A 22,624-nucleotide genomic window follows, 5' to 3' on the forward strand; every position below is an offset into this window, starting at 1 on the left:
GGCTTATTTGCGTCTGGGGTAATGGGTCGTATGGGGCCCGTCTGCTGACTCGGGCCTGAAGCCTGAAGCCTGAAGCCTCACCACGGCGCGCCGATCAAATACTCCAGGATGGCCGCGGCCTGATGCTTGTCTTTCGCGGCGCGCAGGTGTTCGAGTTTGAATTCCATAACATTGCGCATGCTTTCCAGCATCTCCAGTATGGAAACCATCTCGCTGCCGGAAGCATATTCGGCCTGCAAGCCTTCCAGGATGGTCTCTTCGCGCTTGAGCAGATCTTCGCCATAGAGCGCCATGCGCCGGGTGGCGTCATTCCACTGAAATGAATTCTCCCTTGCCTCGGTGGCGAGCATGCGCTGTTCATCCTCCTGGTGCCAGCGGGTGGCGTTGGCCATGTGTTCCTTCTCGGCAACGCCCGCCCTGATCTTCTTCTTCCATATCGGCAGGTTGATGCCTATCGAGACGGTCAGCTCGTCGGTCACGCCCCGTTCAGTTTCCTTGAACTTGAAGGTCTCATACAGGTCGATTGCGGTCCCGCCCGTGAACTCTTCGTGACCGGCGGCAATCATGCCGAGGTCCCGGTAAGTCTGAAGTCGGCCGGGCTCGAAGGGGTCGGTTCGGGCCGCACGCATGTTGCGATCGAGCGCGTAGTCGACGCCGATCGTGATGTCGGGGTACTTCATCCGCCGCGCCAACTCCACGTCCTTTTCCTCCGCATCGAGGGTATGATCGAACATGCGCAGGGATGGGTTGTTGCTCTTGATGGCGGCTTCGAGAGATTCCTGGGTGGGCGGCTCCGGGGGGAACTCGGCGGCCTGGGGCGCGGCGATGGGCGCGTCCTGGGGACGGTTCAACGCCGCATTCAGCGCGGCACGGCTCGCGGGCTCCATCTGTTCCAGCTCGCTTCGCATATTGTTCATCTTCGCCAACTCCTGCTCCATCCGGAGCACTTCGGCCTCGGATGACCAGCCGGACTCATACTGCGCGCGGGCCACCTCGACGGACTCCGCCATGATGCCCGCCTGATGACCCACCAACTTAAGCTCTTCCATCAGGAAGGCGTAGTCAAAGTAGGCCATCTTCACTTCGCGAAACACCGCGTTGCGCTGTTCGTGCAGGTGGGCCAGCCAATACTCGGCTTCGGCGGCGGCCTTTTCCTTCCGCACCGCTCGGGTGCCGAACCAGGGAAATTTCTGCTCCAGATCCACCATGAAATAGCTCTCGTCGGTGACGATGAACTGAGTGTAGGTGAACATGGGATCTTCCAGCGCGCCCGCCTGGGGGATTCGCTCCAGCGCCGCGCGCCAGTCTTCGTAGTGCGCCTTGAGGAGCGGGTGGTTCTCCGCTGCTTCCAGCAGATAACCCCGGAGTTCCTCATTGCCGGCGAAAAACGCGGGCGCTTCCTCCGGTGATGCTTCGTCGGCGCGGGGAGCATCTGACCAGCCCGCCGCCAATACGGCGATCATCAACAGAGAGACGAGTTTTAGGTTGCTCATGGGGCCTCCGTCCTTTCTTCGTTCCAGTGATGACGCTGGCTGATGGACATGTAGATGTAGTAGATGACGGGGTAGAAGACGAGTTCGATCAGGAAGCCCACAAGAAGGCCGCCAATCATGGGCGCGGCAATGCGGCGCATCACATCGGCGCCGGTGCCTTCGGCCCAGAGCAGCGGAACCAGACCGATAAAGGCCGACGCGACGGTCATGGCTTTGGGCCGTATGCGCATGACCGCGCCGTCATAGACCGCGGCCCAGAGATCTTCGCTGTTGCGCATGCGCCCTTCCTGCTTGAAACGTTCGAAACTGGTGTCCAGGTAGAGGAGCATGACCATGCCTGTTTCCGCGTCGAGACCGGCGAGGGCGATGATCCCAATGACCACGGCGAGGGACAGGTTGTAATCCAGCGCATAGAGGAACCAGAAGACGCCGATCATGCTGAAGGGACATGCCAGGACGATAACAGCCACACGGAACCAGCTTCGTGAACTTACATACAGCAGCAGTGTGATGATGACGAAGGTGGCCACGGTGGCGGCAAGCAGCCGGGGTATGGCCTTCTCCCAGAACTCAAACTGGCCGGAGAATACAAGGGTGTAACCCGGAGGCAGTTTCATCTCGCGGGCGACCACCTCGCGCGCTTCGGCAATGTAGCCGCCCAGATCGCGCCCCGCCACGTCCACATAGATCCAGGCGGTGCGCTGGGCGTTCTCGCTCCGGATCATGGGGGCTCCGGGGTTAATCTGCATTTTCGCCAGTTGGCCCAGGGGGATCTGGGCGCCCGTGGGCGCGGGCACAAGCAGCCGCTCGAGGGCGGGCAGGTCATCGCGTAATTCGCGGGCGTAACGCAGGTTGAGGGGGTAACGCTCCAGACCCTCCACCGTCGTGGTAATGTTCATGCCGCCGATGGCCGTCTGGATCACGTCCTGCACATCGCCCACGGTCAAGCCGTGGCGCGCCACCACTTCCCGATCGATATCGAAATCGAGATAGTAGCCGCCGAGCGTGCGCTCCGCGTAGGCGCTGGTGGTTCCGGGTATATTGCGAACGGCGTTGGCGGCCTGCTCCGCGAGGTCGCCGAGGACCTGCAAATCGGGCCCCATGATCTTGATACCCACGGGCGTCTTGATGCCGGTGGCCAGCATGTTTATCCGGTTCTCGATGGGGTAGGGCCACGCATTGGCCACACCGGGCAACGAAGTGGCGGCGTTCAGTCCGGCGTGTTGCGTACCGTCCGCGTCGATCCATCCGTACTTCAACTCCTCCATCGTGATGGGGCGTTCGCTGGGCCAGAATCGATAAAATGGCTTGCGGAGGATCTCGGGCCAGCCGTCATGAAACTGGTTCAGGGTGCGCTTGCGCCAGGCTTCGCGATCGGGGTTGAGCTGCACCACGGTTTCGATCATGGAAAGGGGCGCGGGGTCCGTGGCCGAGTCCGCGCGGCCGATCTTCCCGTGGACGGAGACAACTTCGGGAAAGGTCATGATCATCTTGTCGGTCTGCTGCAGCAGTTCCCGGCTTTTCATGACGCTGATGCTCGGGTCGGTGGTGGGCATGTAGAGCAGATCACCCTCGTCCAGAGACGGCATGAATTCGGACCCGATTCGGGTCATGGGATACCACGTGGAGGCCAGGGCGATGAAGGCGATGATCACCACGCTCCACCGATAGCGAACCGAGAAGTGGAACAGGGGACTGTACATGCGCTGGAGTATGTTGCTGATGGGGCTGTGCTGCTCGTGGATGATGCGCTGGGGGACCAGAAGCATGCCGGCAAGCACGGCCCAGCCTATGGCGATGTGGAGCCGCCACGGCGCGAATTCTTCGGAGTAGCCCGCTGCGAGCCACAACATGCCGCCCGGCACGAACATGGCCGAGAGGGTGATGGCCAGATTGCGGCGCCAGCCCCATTCTTTGGGCAGGACACGCGCGGAAATGAAGTAGTACATGAGCACGGGGATGATCGTGATGCTCAGGATCGAAGCGGCGGCCATGGCGGCTGTCTTGGTGAAAGCCAGGGGATGGAAGAGTCTTCCCGCTTCTCCGCCGAGGGCAAAGACGGGGATAAAGCTCACGGTGATGATGAGGAGCGAAAAGAAGAGCTGGGGGCCCACTTCCTGGGCCGCTTCGAGAATGATGTCGAATCCCGGCCTCGGGGCTTCGCCGCGCTTGACCGCGTCTTCATCCCGATCCAGATGCTTGTGGCCATTCTCCACCATGACCACGGCGGAGTCCACGACCACGCCGATGGCGATGGCGATGCCGCCAAGGGACATGATGTTGGCGTTGATGCCGCAAAGGTGCATGATAAGGAGTGCAACCAGAACGCTGGAGGGCACGACGAATACGGCCACCAGTTCACTGCGGGCGTGGAGCAGGAAAAGGATGCACACCAGCCCCACCACAATGATTTCTTCGATCAGCGTGCGTTGGAGCGTCTGAATGGAGCGGTTGATCAGCGCGGAGCGATCATAGGTGGGGATCACTTTGACGCCGGGCGGCAGACCGTCTTCCAATTCAAAGAGACGATGTTTTACGTCCTTGATCACCTGGTACGCATTCTCACCGAAGCGCGCGACGATCACCGCGCCGGCGGCCTCGCCGATGCCGTTGAACTCGCCCACGCCGCGCCGGGCTTCACCACCCACCTGAAGCGTGGCCACGTCGCCCAGGAGCACAGGAACACCGCCCTCGCCGAGGCCTACGGGCACTTTGGCGAGATCGTCGAGGCCCTTGAGGTAGCCGCGGCTGCGCACCATATACTCGTTTTCACTCAGCTCGACCACGGAACCGCCCACATCGTTGTTGGACATTTCAATGGCTTCGCTGATTTCGCCGAGGGGGATGTTATAGGCCTGGAGCTTCTGCGGATCGAGCACGACCTGGTATTGGCGCACATAGCCGCCAATGGGCGCGACTTCGGACACGCCATCCACCGCCGTCAGGGGGTAGCGGAGATACCAGTCCTGAAGGCTCCGGAGCTGCGCGAGATCCTGATTGGCGGGAAGCAGTTCCTTGCCCGTGATCGGGCACGTTCCGGGCTCTTCGAAGGCGCGGACGCGTTCCAGGAGTTTCTTTCGGTCCGCCGGTGCCTTCTCCGGGTCGGCGTACCACGTGTTTTGTTCCTTATCGTGCCAGAGACCGGCGGGATGGTCCGGGGAGTAGTAGCCTGGATAGAGCACATACTGGTAAACCCAGCCCACGCCCGTCGCATCAGGCCCCAGCTTGGGCTCCACGCCTTCCGGCAGGCGATCCCGCGCGAAGTTCAGGTATTCCAGCACGCGGCTTCGGGCCCAGTAGATGTCGGTGCCGTCTTCAAAGAGCACATAGACGAAGGACTGCTCGAACATGCTGAAGCCGCGCACGGCGGTGGATCCGGGCACGGACAGCATGGCGCTGGCCAGTGGATAGGTGACCTGATCGTCCACCACTTGGGGATTTTGTCCGGGGAATTCCGTCGTGACGATGACCTGCACGTCGGATAGATCGGGGATCGCGTCCAGACTCAGGTTGAAGACACTCCAAATGCTCATGGCCACCAGCGCCGCGGTCAGCATGGCGACAAGGAGGCGATTCTCCATGGAAAGTCGGATGATATGGGCGATCATGGCGCGGCCTCCGCCATGGCCGGGACGGCGCGCTCCACGGTGCCGCATTGTTTCATTTCATCGCGATAATAAGGGTTGGCCACTTCTTCGCCGGGCTGAATCCACGAGCCTGGGGCCATGGGGCAGTGGATGATGAAGAGATTGGGCGTGACCGCGCCCGAGGGTGCAAACTGACCCGCGATGGCGATCATGGCGTCGCTCAGGGGACCGAATTTTTCGCGCTGCACCTCCAGGGGTTGATCGTCCATGGCCTGCGCGGCGCCAAGCAATGTTGCCGTGGCGTCCCTCGCGGGGTGGGCTTCATTTGCGATCAGGGTTTCCGCCGCCGCGATGAGGGGCTTAAGATCGAGGGGCTTGTCTTCGCCCGGCGCGCCGCCAAGGATTGCGCTGAGCTTGAGATACTCCACATAGAGCGCATCGGTTTCGGGCGATGTCTCCGTGGTCTCGGAAGTGACCTCTTCCATGGGCGGCGCGGCGCTATCATCGAGCATGGGCGTGGCGCTATCGTTTGTCAGGAATTTCTGAACCGCTTCGCGCAGGCGGCTTTCCGTGTCCAACAGGAACTGGCCGCTCGTGACCACGGCGTCGCCCTCATTCAGGCCCGCGAGGATCTGCACATACCCATCGCTCCCCTGATGTCCCAGTTGCAGTTCCTTGAGCTGAAAGTGGCCTTTGCCCCCGTCGACAAAAGCGATCTGACGCGCGCCCGTGTTGATGATCGCTTCGCGTGGCGCCAGCAGCGTGTCGTCTCCGAGGATGACGTCCAGGCGGGCTGTGGCGTACATGCCGGGGCGCAGGCGCATGCCGGGATTGTGAATGGCGAGGCGAGCGGACGTCGTGCGCGTCTCCATGTTCACATGGGGATAGATAAAATCGATCACACCGGTGACGGGCTCGCCGGGCGCGGCATCGGCCGAGGCGGTCACCGGCTGCCCCAGCGCGATGAAGGGCAGGTCCATCTCGAATAGGGCGATGTCCATCCATAGGAGATCGTGATCGACGATCTTGAAGAGGGTCGCGCCCGCTTCCACGCCCGCGCCTTCCGACACCATCTTTTCGAGCACATGGCCCTCCGCCGTGCTCAGAATCGTGACCGTGCGCGGGGCCTCATTGCGCTCGGCGTAGTCCGCTATTTGCTTCGGCGTCAGGCCCCACAACTCCAGTCGTTTTGCGCTGGTGTTGGCCAGCGCCTGGCCGTGGCCCTCGCGGTTTTTCAACGAGATCAGCTCGCTGATGGCCTGGTGAATTTCCGGGCTGTACAACTCAAAGAGCGGGTCGCCCGGCGCGATGTACATGCCCTCGGTGTCCGCGTGAAGTTTTTCGATCCACCCGGAAACGCGCAGATTGACCTCGTGGACATTCGGCTCGGCCTCTTTGAGGAAGCCCGCCGCGCGGATCTCGCGAAAGAGCGGACCCATCCGCACTTTCGCGGTGCGCACGCCCATGTTCTGCACCACGGCGGGGTCGATCTGAACCGCGCCGCTGGTGTGGGTCGCGCCCGGACCCTGCTTAAGGGGCTCCAGGGCCATGTGGCATATGGGGCAGACGCCGGGCTCTTTCTGGATTACCTGGGGGTGCATGCTGCAGGTCCAGAGTTGCGCGGTCGATTCTCCACCGGGCTCAGCGGCGGCCTCTGGCGCACCCTCCCGATGCAGGCCCAGGTGATGGGCGATGGGTTGTCCCCAGCGCGTGCCAAGGGCGATGCCAGCCAGCAAGGCGATGGCCAGTAGAATAAGGGTAATACCGCCGGAACGGTGACCAGCGGGGGGAAGACCGCTGCGGCTCTTGATTGGATTCATGGTCGAGGCTCCAGATCGAAGGGGGTGATCGGGAGAGGAGCCCTGATGCGGGTGTCAGACGCGAGCGGAATCCTCTCGGGAACAGGTTTCGACCGCATTCAACCCGTACAGGTATAGTACACCTGATGGGGCATGCGGGGAGCGAGGATCAGCAGCGGAAAGACTGGGTGCGCAGGATCAACGGCGGGGGAGATGTCGAATCCTGCTGAGCAATGGCGATGGCAAAGCCTTCGGGCATCTTGGGCAGCAATAGAGCCGCAACGGAAACGGATGCCGTCCAAGCGGGGTGGTGATTGTCTTCCGGTCCGGGGTTCGCAGGCCGGGAGGCAGCGGGATTGGCCGCAGCCTGAGTCACCGTCACATCGCAGCAGGCACGGGAGGCATCCATGACATCGCACGCGGGTTGGGATTCCGCGGCGCAACAACACACGCTGGATACTTCGCCCGACATGCGGCAGGCAAAGGAAACCGCGCCGGCAGCCCAACCGTGGGCAGCCAGGGCAAGAATCAGAGCGATGTGTATAATTTGTTTCATGACGCTATTGTAGCAGAGGGTTGGGCCGGACGCAATGGACAGTCGAATATACATTCTCTCAACCGTGCGGAACTATGTAATCGGTGTAGAAAAAGAGCTCTGGACCACGGGTTGGACGGATGGGCACGAATGAGATGGTCGATTCTGGCGTCACACAAGTCGGCCTCGTCAGGTCCAGACTTCTTTCGGCGTGGGTGTTGCGAAAGCGAGAAGACACGCTTGTTCTTCCGTCAGCTATACGACTTCGACGGCCCGAGCGGAAAATTCTTCCCACAGACCGGTGAGGGGCTGTGGGAGGATCATCTGCTACGCCCATCAGTCGCTTCCCGCATGGCCGTCGCCGCCACTTTCGGGCATATCTTCCTGTTGAACGCGCAGATCGGGTCGGTAACGGTGTCTTTTGTCTGAGTCCTCGGCACACAACGAGGCAAAACTTCGGTGATAGCGCTTTCCGGGTTGGCGCTTTTCGCGCAAAGCCCATCGAACGAGGAGGAACGCCGCGACCAGGAAAATAACTATCGATACGCTACCTTCCGTCGAGATCTGGGACTCAAATTGGACGTCGGGCGGAGCCTCGGAGGAATCCGTCACGGCCTGTGCTACGACGAAAGGAAACAGGACACCGCCGTGTTCAGATGCAATAATCGCCATCCCCAACAGCGCGGTGGCCATAGGGAAGAGCATTGAGCTACACCGAAGGAGTCGTTCTCTCATCGTAGTCGATATGATACGCAGCATGACATTCAATCTCCGCCGGTCACAATCCACTGACGATCCGTTGGGACTTGAATTCGGAATAGGGTTAGATCGTATCGCCCTACCCTCACCACCAGCTATTATCATCGTTGCGGGGGTTATTCCATTCATCCCGCGTGCGTTGCTCCTCCTCCGAGGCGAAGATGTTGCCGTGAAAGCGATGCGCGACAACGAGCAGTATGGCGATGGACAGTAGTACCACAGAATAGACGACGAGAGCCCTTCCCAGTAGCTCCCATCCGGCACTCAGTTCACGAGGTGGAGGGTGGTCATTATCTCTCGACTGTGCAAATGCCTGTCCGAGACTTTCGGGAACCATGGGCGCTTCTGTTGTTGCGACCAATACCGCCGAAATACATATGACTACACGATAGGCAAGGGACTTCTTGTCCCGTGCAGGGGATTTGTCGCCGGAGGAAGTTCTCATTTTGTGCCGCACGAATCAACTGCCGCACCCGCCGCCACATCCACCACCGCCGCAACCACTTCCGCACCCGCTATCGCCTCCACAACCCGATCCTCCATCGCCGCTGCTTCCGCAACCGAACCAGGAACTGCACCCGCCACCGCCACCGCCACCATCTTTGCCCTCGCGCTTTCCTCGTGCGGCTCCCGCTACGGAAACCAGCGCGCCAGTAAGCACAATTCCCCCACACACCGTTATCAGGGCAACCTGGGGTGTCGTTAACGTGTCCTGTTCCTTTGTTGAGTCCTTGTCAACGGCTTCGGTGCGCTGCGCGTGGGTATCCAGAAAGAGAGGAGGGTGGCCGGTGGAAATCGCGAGGCCCAGCACGGACAGCATCCCCGCGACCAATGTGCCTGCGACGACACGTCTCGCGCGAACCCGGGGTATTACCCAGAATCGGGCAGGCTGGAGCCACACGCCCTGATTGCGTCGCGCAAAGCGCTCCTTCGCATCGGGCCAGATGTCGCGCGGGGCCACCTCGCCGAAGGTCTGTTCGTAGAGCGCCAGGGTGTATTCATACTGGCCTTCGAAGCGCTCGCCTTCGGCCTTGCCGCCTTTGGTGGGGCCGTGGTGGAGGTAGCGCCCGAACAGGGCGTCGCACCATTCATGGTAGGACTCGGTGTAGACGATGTGGAGGTGCCAGGCCTGGTCCACGGCTTCGCTGGGCGTCACGTGGCGGTCGGAAATTGCCGCCAGGATGAGGAAGCGGGTGTATTCCCGCACGACGCGCTCGGTGAAGGGCCGGGTCCAGCCGTATTGTTCGCGCTGGAGGCGGGCGGTAAAGTTGAGCGCGGCGTCGGGGTCGTTGAGTTGCAGGGCGTCCGCTTTTGCGATAAGTTCCGGCAGGGTCGGGGGTTGGATCATGAGGTTTCTCCCTCGTCGTTTGTTCCCATCGTTCGTTGTGGGAGTATACCCGAATTGGGGAGGAAATATTCGCAGGTTGCGAGGCTCGATTGCGGGGACGGCAGGGGCGAGCGGTGGCAATGGCTATGATGAAGCTTGCTGTGGGATTTACCCCCCCTACCCCCCCGCAAGCGGGTGGACCAAGCGGTTCACTTTGACACGTGTGGTTCCCCCCGCAAGCGGGTGGACCAAGCGGTTCACTTTGACACGTGTGGTTCCCCCCGCTTGCGGGGGGCCACGGGGGTAGGTCCTCGAAGTAGTAGAGTCTAACACTCCGCTCTCGCCAGGCTGCAATGCCAGCCAGATACTGTCCCCGTGGGACCTAAAACAACTTCTCGACGTAGACCCGGTCGCCGTCTTTGAGGTGGGCGGAGGCCATAAACTCGGGAGCCATGCGCGCGGTGGTTCCGTTGCCGGGATCCGCGGCCTTGAGGTGGATGCTGTGGAGTCCGCCGAGCCACCAGCGCTGATCGCAGACGTAGAGCAGATCGCCGTGTTCGGCGGCGAGGGTGTGGAGGTGTTCGCTGGAAAGCTGGACCACCTCTTGGCCTTCGAGGGCCGGGTCGGATTCGACGGTGAGGTAGACGAGCTTGCCTTCGCGACGGTTGATTTTTCCGCCTTTGAACTGCTCCATGGCGTGGAGCTGCGTGCCGTTGACGAGGCCCGCGATGGCCTCGATGGGCTGGGGGCGCGTCGCGAGGGCGACGACGACGCCGAGGGCGCCGCTGGCGACCAGGCCGAAGAGGGCGCGGGTGAAACCGTAGCTGTCGGGGCCCATGCCGAAGGAGAAGGCGCTCAGCAGCCACCCGTCGAAGGGCGCCAGGGTGGAGAGGAACACGAGCAGACTACCGCCAATGAGGGTAGCCAACGCGGCGGGGGCGTTGTAGCGCCTCCAGAGGATGCCGAGCAGGATCGCCATGACGATGGGCGGTGTGATGGCGGCGGTGAATTTCGCGTGGGCCTGATAGACCGTGTCGCCCTGGAAGACGGGGACAAGGGCAAGGCCGATGGCCGCCACGGTAAGGCTGGACAGGCGCGCGACCTTGAGGTAGTGCTGATCGTGCGCGCCCTTCTTGATATAGGGCTGGTAGATGTCGTTCACAAAGACCGCGCTCGCCGCGTTGATCAGGGTGTCCGCCGTGCTCATCAGGGCGGCCATAAGCGCGGCGAGGACGAAGCCGAATACGCCGGGTCCGCAGAGAAAGTGAGAGGCGAGGATGAAGGCCTCGTTGGCCTTTGCTTCGAGATCGCCATTCTCAACCAGCGCCCGGGCAGCCCAGCCGCCGCCGCTCACGGTGATGGCGGCGAGGGGCGACAGAATCAGAATCCAGCAGATGGCCATTTTCTGGCCGTCTTTGACGCTGCGCATGGCGAGGAAGCGCATGATGATACCCTGATTCATCAGCACGAAGGCGCCCGAATTTGCGAGTCCATCCTGGGCGTAGATGCCGATGAAGCTGAATTTGTCGGGCGCGTTGAACTCGGAGAAGATGTAGCGGTGGGACTGTGGGAGCAGGGCCCAGAAATCCACGAAGCCGCCGACGTGGGCGACGCCGGCGAGGAAGATGCCGACGCCCACGACGAGGAGCGTGATGCCCTGTACGAGGTCGGTCATGATGACGGAGGTCTGGCCTCCGGCGAAGACATAGAAGGTGACGGCGACACAGGCGAGGGCCGCTCCGGCGAAGATGTTCCAGCCGACCATGGTGTTGAGGGCAACGCCGAGGGTGAGGAGGTTGATACCCACGTAGCCCACGAGGTAGATGAGAATGATGGTCGTGGCCACGGCGCGGGGGATACGTCCGAATCGGCGCTCAAAGTATTCCGGCACGGAGTAGACGCGCTGGTAATAGATGATGGGCAGCCAGACGAGCAGGAGGATGGGCATCCAGAACCAGTCATTGAGGTAGGTCTGGCTGCTGCTGATACCGTAGCTGAAGCCGGCCTCGCTGTACTTTACGAAGCTGTAGCTGCCGACGGTGGTTGCCGTCGCGGAGAAAGCAATGACCCACCAGGCAAAACGCTGGCCGCCGAGGTAAAAGTCTTTCGTGGTGGTGCTGTACTTGCCGAAGAAGACGCCGAAGCCCACCACGGCGACGAAGTAAATCAGCAGGACCGCGACGTCCAGGGGGGTTCCGATCATGGCGTGACCTCCCCGCCGACAAAGGGCAGCCAGAAGGTGAAGGCGCAGGAGAAGAAGAGGAGGAGGGCGTAGCCGCCCAGCAGGACCCCCAGAAGCTTGCGGTGGTCGCCCAGCTTCAGGTCCAGATAGCCGCTGGAAAGGCCAGCCCAGAGGCCGACGAGTCCCAACAACCCGCCGATGCCAAACTGACACAAAATGGGCCAGACACGCGCCATGTCAACCATAAGGGGAATTCCTCTCCAGAATAGCCAAAGGGGGATTGTTGCGGGGGAAAGGCGGCTCTCTCCGGCCTTCCACAGCCCGGCTCCGGCGATGGTAGCAGACCGAGGCGCGGTTTCGTCAACCTTGAGATTGCTCCCCCGTCGGCCCTCGCCTATAATCCCCGACCATGACCGATGCTGAAGCCAACCCACATCAGACCGAACGAAGTGCGGGCGAAGCCAGGCTTGCGCTGCTCGCGAGTGCCCTGGGGCTGTTGTTTGCCGCCGCGCTTTTCTACCCCCTTATGCGGGGAAACCTTTACCTCGGTAGCGACCTCGGGGCCTATCACCTGCCCGTCCGTGCCTTCTACAGCCACTGCCTGAAAGAGGGCCTGAGCTTCCTTTGGTGGCCCGACCAATTCTGCGGCTACTACATCCACGGCGAAGGTCAGGGCGGTATGCTCCATCCATTGCACTTGCTTCTCTACCGCGCCCTCCCGCTGGACTGGGCCTTCAATCTCGAATTTGTCAGCGGCTATCTCATCGCCTATGGCGGCATGGCGGCCTTGCTGCGCCGCTGGTCGCTCCCGTGGTACGCCGCCCTCTTTGGCGCGAACGGTTTCGCCTTCTCCGGCTTCACGCTCATTCATTTCATGCACATGCAGGCCATCGCCATCATCGGGCACCTTCCCTGGATGCTGCTGGCTGCGGATGTACTCCTGAAGTCCGACGACGGTCGGGCGCTGCGCAAAGCCTGGGCCGCGCTTGCGCTCCTCGCCGCTTCCCAGTTGCTCCTGGGGTATCCCCAGTATGTGCTGTTCACGCTTCTCGCGCTCGGGCTGTACACGCTGGCGCACCTGCGCACGGCGGGCATCACGCGGCGAATCTTGATGCTGGCCCTTGCGCTGCTCGTGGGGCTTTTGGTCGCGGGTATCCAAATCGTACCGACCTTCGATGTGCTCCAGACCGCACTGCGCCAGGACAACGCCGAGGCGTGGCGCAGCGGATCACTGCATCCCCTGAATCTCCTGCAATGGATCGGACCCTACTGGTTTGAGAATCGAATGGGTTATGGCGTGCCCGCCCACGAATATGGACTTTATACCGGTACGGTGCCCGTGCTCCTGGGCCTCTGGCTTCTGATCCAGGCGCCCGGCGGATCGGGGCGGCAACGCGGCCTCGCTATTCTCCTGGGGGCGCAGGTGGTTCTCGCCCTCGTGCTGGGCCTGGGTGAATACGGGGGCTTGTACGCCCTCCTCGCGAAGTTGCCCGTGGTCGGCTCCTTTCGCTGTTCCGCCCGCCACATCGTGTTGATCCACTTTTCCCTTGCCGCAATGGCCGCGCTCGCCGCCACCCGATTGACGCAAGACCGGGATACAGGGAAGCGGGGTGTCCTGTCAATCACTATCGCTGTCGCCGTGGGCTGGGCCGCACTCGCGCTGGTCCTCGTGTTGCGCGCCACAGGTCCTGCGGAGTTCAGCGAGGCATTCACCCGCGACATTCGCTGGCTGCTTGCAGGGCCCCTCTTGATGTCCCTTGTCGCCGCACTGCTGTACTACGCGACGCGCCGTCCGGCCTCGGGTCTCGTGGCACTCATGGTCGTGGCGATGCTGGATATCGGGTTCTACGGGCTCCCCTTTGTCAGCAACCACACCCCACGGTCCTCATCTCTTTCCGCGCTGGAATTAGCTATTGGACCGGAACTTCCCGCCGATTTCAACCCAGCACAATCTCAGGAATTTCGCGCCCACGGCAACTGGCGCGTTGCCCGGCTCACCCAGTTGGGCCTTCCGAATTATCTCGGTTATGTTGGACTGCCCCCCGCATGGGAACTGGATCCGAACGCGGACGTCACCAGGCGGTTGGCGGGCGTCCGCTGGGAGAAGCGTCCCCTCCACGCGACGGCATGGACCGTGCACGCCGATGCCCTTCCCCGCGCGCGATTCGTGAGTGAGTCCAGGGTGGGCGAACCTGCGCAGGTGTTGAGCGGTCAGATCGATATTGCGAGCATCGCCATCACGGAGCACGCACTCGCCCTGGAGGCCGGTGAACCGGGTACGGTATCCTGGAGGCGTGACAATCCCGGTGACGTAGCCTTCGCGACACAAACGAACACCGCTCAACTCCTCATCTTTTCCGAGCGATACCACCCCGGCTGGCGCGCGGCGATAGACGGGTCAAGCGTCCCCCTGGAGCGGGTCTACGGCGATTTCATGGGCTGCGTGGTGCCTCCGGGTCATCACGCCGTGACCTTCGAATTCGCACCATTCAGCCTGCGGCTCGGGGGCGGCTTGAGTGCCGTGGGGCTGCTTTTACTGGCCGCAGGTTGCTTTGTTCTCGGTCGGATGGAACCCATAGGGTCACGTCGGTCCAATCGGTCGTGACTTCGGCATTCGGACGCCAATCCCCTCCATCACAAAGATGCATCCGACCTCCGGGCTGCACTACAATGGCCCTTTCCAGCATTTTTCCGAATTCTCCCCCGTAAAGGCACAACATGCGCGTTTTTTTCTGCTTTTTGCTCCTGGTTGCTCCGCTGGCCGTTCCCGCGGAAGTCATAGACGATGAAATCGAGATTAAGGGCCACCTGGTTGAACTGGGGATGAGCCCCGACGGCGGCGGCGCGCTTCACACCTTCGGGCTGGTCGCCACACCCACCAACCTGGCCGGGGGCGATGGATTGCTGCAGGAGGGCTTCGGCGTGGGCAGTTTCTATGTGCCCAATCGACGTCTGAACGAACGCATGGAGGCGCTGGACTCCGTGACTGATCGGCCCGTTTTGCAGTACACCTATGATTGCGATGGCCCGAATATCCAGGGACTCCAGTCCATCCGCAAAATGGAGTTGATACCGGACGAGGCCTCGGTGCGCGTCACCTGGACGGTGAAGAACAACGGCAAGGAGCGCCAGTGGGTGGCGCCCTGGGTGCGCAATGACGTCACGCCGGGCGGCACGGTGAGCGAGCTGGATCGCTTCGACGTTCCCTCGCGCGGCGGCATCGTGCAGCCGAAGCACACGGCCTATCTGCCGGCCTCGCGCAATTGGTTTGCCATGACGGACCCCGTGGAGGACGAGACCCTCTATGTCGTCTTCAACGCCAACCATACCCACTCCTACCTTGTTCAACCCTATGTGAAGGACGAGGACGGCGAGTTTCCCAAGGCGATGAGCGTGCAGACGGCTTTCGTGCCCTTCCTGCTCGGTCCGGGAGAGTCCTGGACCACCCAGTATCGCCTGAACATGGTGCGCGGACTGAAGCATGTGGACTTCGCCACGGAGGAGTTCGCCATGCAAATCGACTACGTTAATGGGAAGCTGACCATGCTCGTGTCCGCAATCAAACCGATGCCGGGACTCCAGATCGACACCCGCATCAAGGCGACCGACGGCGAAGTATGGACCCTGCCGCGCAAACAGTTCGATCTGGCCCCCAGCCAGCTCGCCCGCTGCAGCTACGAGTGGAAGGCTCCCGCCAATGGCGCCTACGAAGTGCTGGCCCAGGTTTTTCAGAATGGCAAGTCCCTGAAACTGGGCCAGGAGACCGGTTCCCCACACGGCGGCATCGATACGAGATTTGACGTCGGTAACGCCTCCGCCACGCCCTTCCGCGCCTGGACCGACGCGCCCCACGCGCTGGACCAGCAACCCCGCAGCATGGCCCGCACGTTGGCGGTGAAAGGTCCAGTGACGATCTGGGCCGAGCCGTCCCTGCGCAAGGTCCTTCCCCAGGACGTCGCAAAGCCCGATGGGCCCGTGGACCCCGTCGTGCGGGTGGCCCTCGCGCAGGGCGAGTCCGAGAGTTTCCAGCTTGCGATCCGGCCAAAAGACAAGACCAACGTAAACGACGTGCGTGTTGCCGTGCAGGATCTCGTAGCCAGCGATTCCGACGCGCGCATTCCTTCAGATGCCGTTAAAATCTACACGCAACACTACCAGCACATCGCCGTGCCGAGCCACTTCGAAGGTCCCACGGGGTATTGGCCCGATGCCCTGGTGCCTTACAAGCCTTTCAACGCGCGTGGCGGCATCACGACGCCCCTGTGGTTCACCTTGAGCGTGTCGGAGGACACGGCGCCCGGTACCTACACGGGATTGGTGGAGATCGAGGGCGACGGCCTCTCGCCCGTGGAGCTGTTCCTCGAAGTGGAGGTCTTCGGCTTCAAGCTCCCCTCACGCCCGATGCTCAAGACCGATTTCGCTTTCGACTCCGATCAGGCCTATGGCGACCATAAGAATTACGGCGGAAAACTGTCCCAGATTCAGTTGGAAGGGCTCTTCTTTGAGAATGCCGCCAGGCACCGCGTAACCCTTCGTTCGGCTATCCCCTTTCCTTCGGAGCAGCCCGACTACGGCAAGGCGCTGTCGGCCTACAAGGCCCGACTGGCCAAGGCCGATCCGGCGGGCGTTTCCACCATCAGCGTGCCCCAGACCCTGCTGAATCACGTCGATCAGCTCGCACTGGCGAATGCGTTTGTCGTGGAAAATGGCCTGCAGGACCGGGCCTTCGTGCACCTGGCCAACGAGCCGCCCCGGCCCGCGTGGCCCCGCGTGATGGAGGGCATCCAGGCCTGGAAAGATGCCGCGCCGGATATCCCCGTTATGATCACCACGTACGGACTGGAACCTTTTCTTCCGGATGGCCTGGAGCGCTGGGCGGTCCATGCGCCCGTCTTTGATACGGTGAACAACGCCCGCGTGCTCGAGCGCATCGGCGCGGGCGGCGAAGTGTGGTGGTATGTAGACCAGACCCCGCCCCGGCCTTATGGCAATTTCTTTGTGGATTTCGATTCCATCGATCACCGAATCCTTTTCTGGCAGGCTTGGGCCCTCGGCGTACGGGGTATGCACTACCGCAGCATTAACGACCATCGCGGCGGCGGCGACCCTTGGAAGGAGCTGGTGGACGTGACCCCCGTCAACGGCGACGGCTTCCTCGTCTACACCGACAGAAACGGCCCCATCAACTCCATTCGCTGGGAAAATATCCGCGACGGGATCGATGACTACGACTATCTCGCGGTGTTCAACGACCGTCGTCGCAAGCTCCTCGCACAGCCGGGGCATGAAGCCCTGCTCCAGCGCGCGGCCGAGGCGTACAATTTGAAGGATGTTATCCCCAGCCTCGTCAGTTTTACCCGCGACCCCGAGGTGCTCGAAAAGAAGCGACGCGCCATCGCGGAGATGATCGTGGAGATGAACGCGGCCTTGCGCTAGGTTGTCGCGCAATATACATCTTGCATTTGCTCTCTGGTTTTCTTAGTCTATGGACTCGCGCTGCGAAAACTGAGGAAGTTGTTCGCTTGCCGAAGGGTCGGGAACCGCACCACGTAACCGCACAGGGAGCTCTTATTCATGCCCACATTGGACGAAGATCGTTTTGACAGGTTTACCCGCGAGCAGCGATTCGACAAGGCTCGGGCGCTGGGGCTGGGACCCATCGATTTTCAACACCTGCTCTGGGTCGATGCCATGGACCGGGAGAAGAGTTCGCTTCGCAAGCTCTTTGACGGGGATGACGGCAAGGAGCGGCGCACCTTCGGCGAGTTCCGGGTTGCGTTGAACCATCAGTTTATCAGCAATCTACCCAAGCAAAAAGTGGCCAAGGGTCAGTATTCTGAGGAACTGAACCAACTCTGTACCTTGCTGGTGAACCGGCCGGCGAAACCGGGCCACGGCTTGGAACGCGTCATCGAGGGCTTGAACGCCAAGATGAAGACCCGGGACCAGATCGAGTGGGAGGACCTCCTCGCGGGTATCATCGACTACCGCACCCACGCCATTGACTCCTTCATCGCGACGGATTTCGGTCTCACCAGTTCCATTCTCGATGGCGAGCGGCAGGTGCCGGCCGGTGCGGTGAGTCGCGAGACGGCGGCGGCGGCCTCTATCGAAGCCCTCAAGACCTATGGCTATGATTTGACCGCCAAGGCGGCCGCCGGCGGGATCGAAGAGGTCATCGGGCGGGCCGACGAAGTGCGCCGTCTTTCCAGTATTCTCCTGAAGAAGGAGGCGAATAACCCTATCCTGCTCGGCGAGCCGGGCGTGGGCAAAACCAAGATCGTCGAAGGACTCGCGCTGGATATCGTCAAGGATCGGGTGCCCGAGCGCCTGAAAGGCAAGAAGATTATCAGCTTGGACCTGGGCCTTATCATGGCCGGCTCCAAGTATCGCGGCGAATTCGAACAGCGACTTACGGCCGTGTTGCGCGAACTGCAAAACGCCAAGGGCTCCGTCATCCTCTTCATCGACGAGATTCATCAGTTGGTGGGCCTCGGCGAGACGGGCGAGAGCGGCGGCATGGACGCGGCCAACCTCATGAAACCGGCCCTGGCGCGGGGCGAACTGTGGTGCATCGGCGCAACGACCTTCTCCGAGTTCCGCGCAATCGAGAAAGACGGCGCCCTGCGGCGTCGCTTCAGCCCCGTCATCGTTCCGGAGCAGAGCCCGGCGGACGTGGCCGAGATCCTGCGTCGCGTAAAGCCCGTCTATGGCAAACACCACACCGTGGAGTACACGGAAGAGGCCCTGAACCGGGTAAACACGCTCGCCCGGCGCTATATCGGTGAAGTCCGCTCGCCCGCTCGCGAACTGGGCATCCTCGACGAAGCCGGCGCGATGGTGATCCTCAATCACGTGACGGCCGACCACGAGCCCGGCTACCATCCCCCGGTGACGGGCGTGCATGTGGCCCAGGCCGTTTCCGAGCGCACCAATATCCCCGTGGAGAACATGTCGGAAGATCAGCGCCAGAAGCTGCTGAAGCTCAACGAGAATCTTTCCCGTCGCGTCTTTGGGCAGCCCGAGCCGATCAAAGCGGTGGTGAAGACCATGAAGCGCGCCTTCGTCGGCCTGACGCCGCCGAAGCAGCCCCAGGCTGTTTTTCTCTTTGCCGGGCCCTCGGGCGTGGGCAAAACCGAGCTGGCCAAGGCCATCGCGGCCGAGTGGTACGGCAGTGAAGACGCCCTTATTCGCATCGACCTGTCCGAGTACGGCACCGAGACGGCGCGCAACCGCCTGATTGGTTCCGATCGGGGTTACCAGGGCGCGGAAGAGGGCGGCATGCTCACGGAAGCCGTACGGCGCAAGCCCTATTCGCTGGTGCTGCTGGATGAGTTCGAAAAGGCCCACCCGAACATCTGGCGAATCTTCCTTCAGTTGTTTGACGAAGCGCGATTGACCGACTCCATGGGACGCAACATCGACTTCCAGAATACGGTAATCATTATCACCACCAACGTGGGTGCGGCCATTCTCGCCCAACTCGGCGAACTGCGCCACCGCATCAAGGGATGGCTTGCGGCCAACCCCGAAGCCACGGCGGAAGTTCAAAATCAGGTGGTGAAAATCATCCTCCAGGAAATCGCGTCCACCACGCCCAACCTGACGCCTCAGACCCTGGCCATTCTTCAGGGCGAGGCCAACCGCCTCCTCGACGAGGCGGAAGGCGATGCGGACGAGGCGCCCTCGGCGGAGGACATCGTGAAGCAGGCCATGCTGGCCGTTCCCGGACTTCCGCCCGAGCTTTTCGGACGCATGGGCCGACCGCTCGTTTTCGGTCCGCTGGGCATGGCGGAACAGTCCAACATCCTTAACAAGCTCATGCGCGATTTGTGCGAGCGGGTCGCTCTGGCGCGCAAGGTTATCCTGCCGCCCGAGCGGAGCGAGTGCAACAAGTGGTTTGAAGTAAAGGTGGGCGACGATGGCGTTCGCACGGTGACCTGCAAAGATCCCGAAAGCGCGGAGGCGGTGGTTTCCATTACGCTGGCAAAGGCTGTGTGCGATTACCTCGTGGAGAACGGCTTCGACACCCTCCTCGGCGCCCGTCCCCTGCGCACACTGTTTGTGGAGAACATCGAAGACGCGGTTTCCGAGCAGTTGCTCAACACCGACAAGGATGGTCCCGCCATAATCAACGTGGAGTCCATCGGCGATTAATTGAGCTGAGCGTAGCTGCGAACTTAAATCGGGAGTTCAGCCCGGCCAGGGCTGAACTCCCGATTCGGTTTTGAACAAGCGATGCCGTGGCTACACGCGCAGGAAAATCTTCCGCACGTAGAGAAAGCGCGCAAAGGCAAAGACGAGGACAATGGCAACCGCATTTACAAAGAGTGGGCCATAATAGTCCCCGAACAGCGCGGCCACCGGGCCACCGGCGATACGGGGTGCGATCTTTTCGAACTCGATAAACTCGCTACACATGTAGATCATCAGCGGGTTGGCGCCGATCCAGATCAGGGGCACGCACCAGCGCTGGGCCTTCCAGACATCGACTACGGCATAAAACACGCCCAGCAGCATGCAACTGTAGCCGCCGGCAACCAGCACGAAGCTGGAGGTCCACATTTTCTTGATGACGGGAAACTGAAGCCCCCACAAGTATCCCAGCGCGACCATCAGCACGCCCGCGCCGATATACACCCCCACGCGCTGCCAGTCGGTCAGGCGCTTCTCGCGAAGCAACAGCGCGGCGAATATGCCCAGAAGCGCGGTGGCGATCGCGGGGAAGGTGCTCAGTAGTCCCTCGGACTCGGCGTATTGCCCTTCCTCCTTCATGGGCAGAAATTTGTAGTCCACCCAGTCTACGATATTTTCCTTGCGGTTGAACGTCGTGCCCTCGGCGCCCAGCTCGGGATGGGGCACGAAGGTCAACAGGGCCCAGTAGGCGACGAGAATGGCAACGAAGATGGCGGCAATGCCTTTGGTGCGAACATTGAGGAAGATGAGCGACGCGCCGAGATAGCACCAGGCCATGCGTTGGAGAACGCCACTGAAAGGACTCTCACCCGCGAGATCCGCGATACCCCCGTCGCGAAAGGCACCCAGCAGAAACAGCAGCACAAAGCGGCGCAGGATGTGGAAGTAGGCGGCGCGCTTGCCATTCTGCTCGACATATTTGGGCAGAGAGAAGACGGTGGACATCCCCAGCATGAAAACGAACAGGGGAAAGATAAGATCGTAGAACACGAAGCCATCCCACGAAACGTGCTTGAGCTGGGTGGCGATACCATGGGCAAGGGTGCCTTCGGCGGCGTCCTTGCCAATGGAACGGGCCAGGTGATCCGCACCGATAATCCAGAACATGTCGAAGCCGCGAAGGGCATCGACCGAAAGAACACGGGGGCTCGTTGACGGGGGGTGGTCGGGGGCGGTTGCGTACTTTTTCTTTCCCATGGCGGTGTTCTCCTGAGTGGGGCCGCCAAATGATACTGCGCGCTGTCGTAGAACGCAAGCGGCGCGAGGGAAAGATCGGACCGATCGGAGGTTGAGGCGATGGCGCGGGCGGCCCTGGGGGGAACAGCCACCCTCAACGCACGACGCGATACCACGCTTGCGCGGCGGAGTACTCAGGGCGCGGCAGGCATTCCCCCTATGTCGGCGTGATCTTTCCGAGCACCACCCGCTTCTCCGCGCCGGTGGCATGGGGCACATTCGCGGGGGTTCCCATGATGCACTCGTTGCCCAGTATGGCAAAGGCGATGGCCTCGCGCGCATCCGTCGGGATGCCGTACTGGTCGCTGGTGAAGACCTGACAGTCGTGGAAGCCGTCCTTGAGTTTCTTCAGCAGCGTCTTGTTGTGGGCGCCGCCTCCGCCGACGATGATGTGCTCGGCGGGATTCTCGGGCCGGATGAAGCGGTCGTAGGCCTGGATGATGCTGCGGGCTACCGCCTCGGTAATCGTGGCTACCAAATCTTCCGGCGTGTGCTCCGAGCGGCTGGCCAGGGCATCGCGCAGGTAGACGTTCACCCCAAACTCCTCACGGCCCGTGCTCTTGGGCGGCACTTTGGCGAAGAAAGGGTGATCCAGCAGGTAGTTCAGGAACTCTTCAATGATCATGCCCTTGGACGCCATCTCGCCGTCCTCGTCCATTTCCTGAAGGCCGCGGGTGAGAATGCGCACGGCGCCGTCAATAGCCATGTTGCCGGGGCCCGAGTCGAAGGCCCGCACATTGCGAAATTCGGGGGTGACGGAGGTGAAGTTCGCGATACCGCCGATATTGAGACAGCATACGGGGCGATTCAGCTTGTGGAAAAGTAGCCAGTCCGCATAGGGCACCAGCGGGGCGCCCTGGCCACCGGCCGCCATGTCGCGCGGGCGAAAATCGGAAATGACGGGCAGGCCGCACCGCTCCGCAATAACGGCGGACTGGCCAATCTGCAGGGTGCCATACTTGTCATTCGCACGGGGGGGGATATGCGCCACCGTGTGCCCGTGGGAAGCGATGAAGTCCACGGTCACTTCGTCCTCCGGGGCCTCGGCGATGAGTTCCTGTGCGGCCTCGGCGAGGCGCTCCCCCAACTCAAAATCAAGTACGCAGAGATCCCGCGCCGACAGGTGTTCATCCAGCAGGCGGTTCTTGAAGGAGCCGGGATACGGAAAGGTCTTATGCGCGATCAGCTTCATCACCAGGCTCTTGCCCGTGCCCTTGATGCGAACCAGCGCGGCATCGACCCCATCGCATGAACTGCCCGACATAAGCCCGATTCCGAAGCGGGCGGGCTTCTTCTGGATGACGCGTACGTCCATTTCCGTGTCCTTCTTATGTCAGGGCGGGGGCCCGTAGGAACGACCCGAGGTCGACGGACACCGCTGAACACTCTCCCAAACGGCCGAGGCGCCATCCATGGCGAAACCGGCCTGCCAGTCGGCGCAAGGCCATCCCTACTCTGGCAAATCCTATAAACGACTCTATCATACTATTGTGCGCGGAGCAACCCGTTC

Annotated in this window: 13 protein-coding genes; 3 read left to right on the plus strand and 10 right to left on the minus strand. The window is 61.8% G+C overall.

All coding sequences use genetic code 11. The annotated features are described in order from the left end of the window. Positions 1-77: 77 nt before the first annotated feature. The 8 genes from JNK74_07430 to JNK74_07465 form a co-directional block, all read right to left on the minus strand. Positions 78-1,493 carry a TolC family protein gene (locus tag JNK74_07430; GenBank protein MBL7646006.1) on the minus strand — a complete coding sequence of 472 codons (1,416 nt, stop codon included), beginning with the start codon at positions 1,491-1,493 and terminating at the stop codon, positions 78-80. Further along, complete coding sequence (locus JNK74_07435; GenBank protein ID MBL7646007.1) at positions 1,490-5,101, minus strand: efflux RND transporter permease subunit; 3,612 nt, start codon at positions 5,099-5,101, stop codon at positions 1,490-1,492. The genes JNK74_07430 and JNK74_07435 overlap by 4 nt, the downstream gene beginning before the upstream one ends. After that, on the minus strand, positions 5,098-6,900 hold the full coding sequence (locus JNK74_07440; GenBank protein ID MBL7646008.1) for an efflux RND transporter periplasmic adaptor subunit: 1,803 nt from the start codon (positions 6,898-6,900) through the stop codon (positions 5,098-5,100). The genes JNK74_07435 and JNK74_07440 overlap by 4 nt, the downstream gene beginning before the upstream one ends. Before the next feature lie 148 nt (positions 6,901-7,048). Then, on the minus strand, positions 7,049-7,435 hold the full coding sequence (locus JNK74_07445) for a hypothetical protein (protein MBL7646009.1): 387 nt from the start codon (positions 7,433-7,435) through the stop codon (positions 7,049-7,051). A gap of 315 nt (positions 7,436-7,750) precedes the next feature. Further along, on the minus strand, positions 7,751-8,119 hold the full coding sequence (locus JNK74_07450; protein MBL7646010.1) for a hypothetical protein: 369 nt from the start codon (positions 8,117-8,119) through the stop codon (positions 7,751-7,753). A 514-nt stretch (positions 8,120-8,633) separates the two neighbouring features. After that, positions 8,634-9,521, minus strand: a complete 888-nt coding sequence (locus JNK74_07455) for a hypothetical protein (GenBank protein MBL7646011.1) — start codon at positions 9,519-9,521, stop codon at positions 8,634-8,636. A gap of 361 nt (positions 9,522-9,882) precedes the next feature. Then, on the minus strand, positions 9,883-11,703 hold the full coding sequence (locus JNK74_07460; protein ID MBL7646012.1) for a sodium:solute symporter family protein: 1,821 nt from the start codon (positions 11,701-11,703) through the stop codon (positions 9,883-9,885). Then, positions 11,700-11,927 carry a hypothetical protein gene (locus JNK74_07465; GenBank protein ID MBL7646013.1) on the minus strand — a complete coding sequence of 76 codons (228 nt, stop codon included), beginning with the start codon at positions 11,925-11,927 and terminating at the stop codon, positions 11,700-11,702. The genes JNK74_07460 and JNK74_07465 overlap by 4 nt, the downstream gene beginning before the upstream one ends. Before the next feature lie 164 nt (positions 11,928-12,091). Between JNK74_07465 and JNK74_07470 the strand changes: the two genes are divergently transcribed. The 3 genes from JNK74_07470 to JNK74_07480 all read left to right on the plus strand — a co-directional run bounded on the left by JNK74_07470 (position 12,092) and on the right by JNK74_07480 (position 19,839). Continuing rightward, positions 12,092-14,287: a YfhO family protein gene (locus JNK74_07470; protein ID MBL7646014.1), complete on the plus strand. Its 2,196-nt coding sequence runs from the start codon at positions 12,092-12,094 to the stop codon at positions 14,285-14,287. A 113-nt stretch (positions 14,288-14,400) separates the two neighbouring features. Beyond that, positions 14,401-17,118: a DUF4091 domain-containing protein gene (locus JNK74_07475; GenBank protein MBL7646015.1), complete on the plus strand. Its 2,718-nt coding sequence runs from the start codon at positions 14,401-14,403 to the stop codon at positions 17,116-17,118. A 138-nt stretch (positions 17,119-17,256) separates the two neighbouring features. After that, positions 17,257-19,839 carry an ATP-dependent Clp protease ATP-binding subunit gene (locus JNK74_07480; protein ID MBL7646016.1) on the plus strand — a complete coding sequence of 861 codons (2,583 nt, stop codon included), beginning with the start codon at positions 17,257-17,259 and terminating at the stop codon, positions 19,837-19,839. A gap of 90 nt (positions 19,840-19,929) precedes the next feature. On the opposite strand, the gene JNK74_07485 is transcribed toward JNK74_07480, so the two are convergent. Both JNK74_07485 and JNK74_07490 read right to left on the minus strand, forming a co-directional pair. After that, positions 19,930-21,075 (minus strand): DUF5009 domain-containing protein, encoded by a 1,146-nt coding sequence (locus JNK74_07485; protein ID MBL7646017.1) that lies wholly within the window; start codon positions 21,073-21,075, stop codon positions 19,930-19,932. A 196-nt stretch (positions 21,076-21,271) separates the two neighbouring features. Further along, on the minus strand, positions 21,272-22,429 hold the full coding sequence (locus JNK74_07490; GenBank protein ID MBL7646018.1) for an anhydro-N-acetylmuramic acid kinase: 1,158 nt from the start codon (positions 22,427-22,429) through the stop codon (positions 21,272-21,274). Positions 22,430-22,624: the final 195 nt, after the last annotated feature.

The organism is Candidatus Hydrogenedentota bacterium, assembly GCA_016791475.1.
Lineage (GTDB): Bacteria > Hydrogenedentota > Hydrogenedentia > Hydrogenedentales > JAEUWI01 > JAEUWI01.

Bases quoted from the DNA above. Each gene is read 5' to 3' on its own strand.
- JNK74_07430 (MBL7646006.1), bottom strand. From the start codon at position 1,493: ATGAGCAACCTAAAACTCGTCTCTCTGTTGATGATCGCCGTATTGGCG.
- JNK74_07435 (MBL7646007.1), bottom strand. From the start codon at position 5,101: ATGATCGCCCATATCATCCGACTTTCCATGGAGAATCGCCTCCTTGTC.
- JNK74_07440 (MBL7646008.1), bottom strand. From the start codon at position 6,900: ATGAATCCAATCAAGAGCCGCAGCGGTCTTCCCCCCGCTGGTCACCGT.
- JNK74_07445 (MBL7646009.1), bottom strand. From the start codon at position 7,435: ATGAAACAAATTATACACATCGCTCTGATTCTTGCCCTGGCTGCCCAC.
- JNK74_07450 (MBL7646010.1), bottom strand. From the start codon at position 8,119: ATGCTCTTCCCTATGGCCACCGCGCTGTTGGGGATGGCGATTATTGCA.
- JNK74_07455 (MBL7646011.1), bottom strand. From the start codon at position 9,521: ATGATCCAACCCCCGACCCTGCCGGAACTTATCGCAAAAGCGGACGCC.
- JNK74_07460 (MBL7646012.1), bottom strand. From the start codon at position 11,703: ATGATCGGAACCCCCCTGGACGTCGCGGTCCTGCTGATTTACTTCGTC.
- JNK74_07465 (MBL7646013.1), bottom strand. From the start codon at position 11,927: ATGGTTGACATGGCGCGTGTCTGGCCCATTTTGTGTCAGTTTGGCATC.
- JNK74_07470 (MBL7646014.1), top strand. From the start codon at position 12,092: ATGACCGATGCTGAAGCCAACCCACATCAGACCGAACGAAGTGCGGGC.
- JNK74_07475 (MBL7646015.1), top strand. From the start codon at position 14,401: ATGCGCGTTTTTTTCTGCTTTTTGCTCCTGGTTGCTCCGCTGGCCGTT.
- JNK74_07480 (MBL7646016.1), top strand. From the start codon at position 17,257: ATGCCCACATTGGACGAAGATCGTTTTGACAGGTTTACCCGCGAGCAG.
- JNK74_07485 (MBL7646017.1), bottom strand. From the start codon at position 21,075: ATGGGAAAGAAAAAGTACGCAACCGCCCCCGACCACCCCCCGTCAACG.
- JNK74_07490 (MBL7646018.1), bottom strand. From the start codon at position 22,429: ATGGACGTACGCGTCATCCAGAAGAAGCCCGCCCGCTTCGGAATCGGG.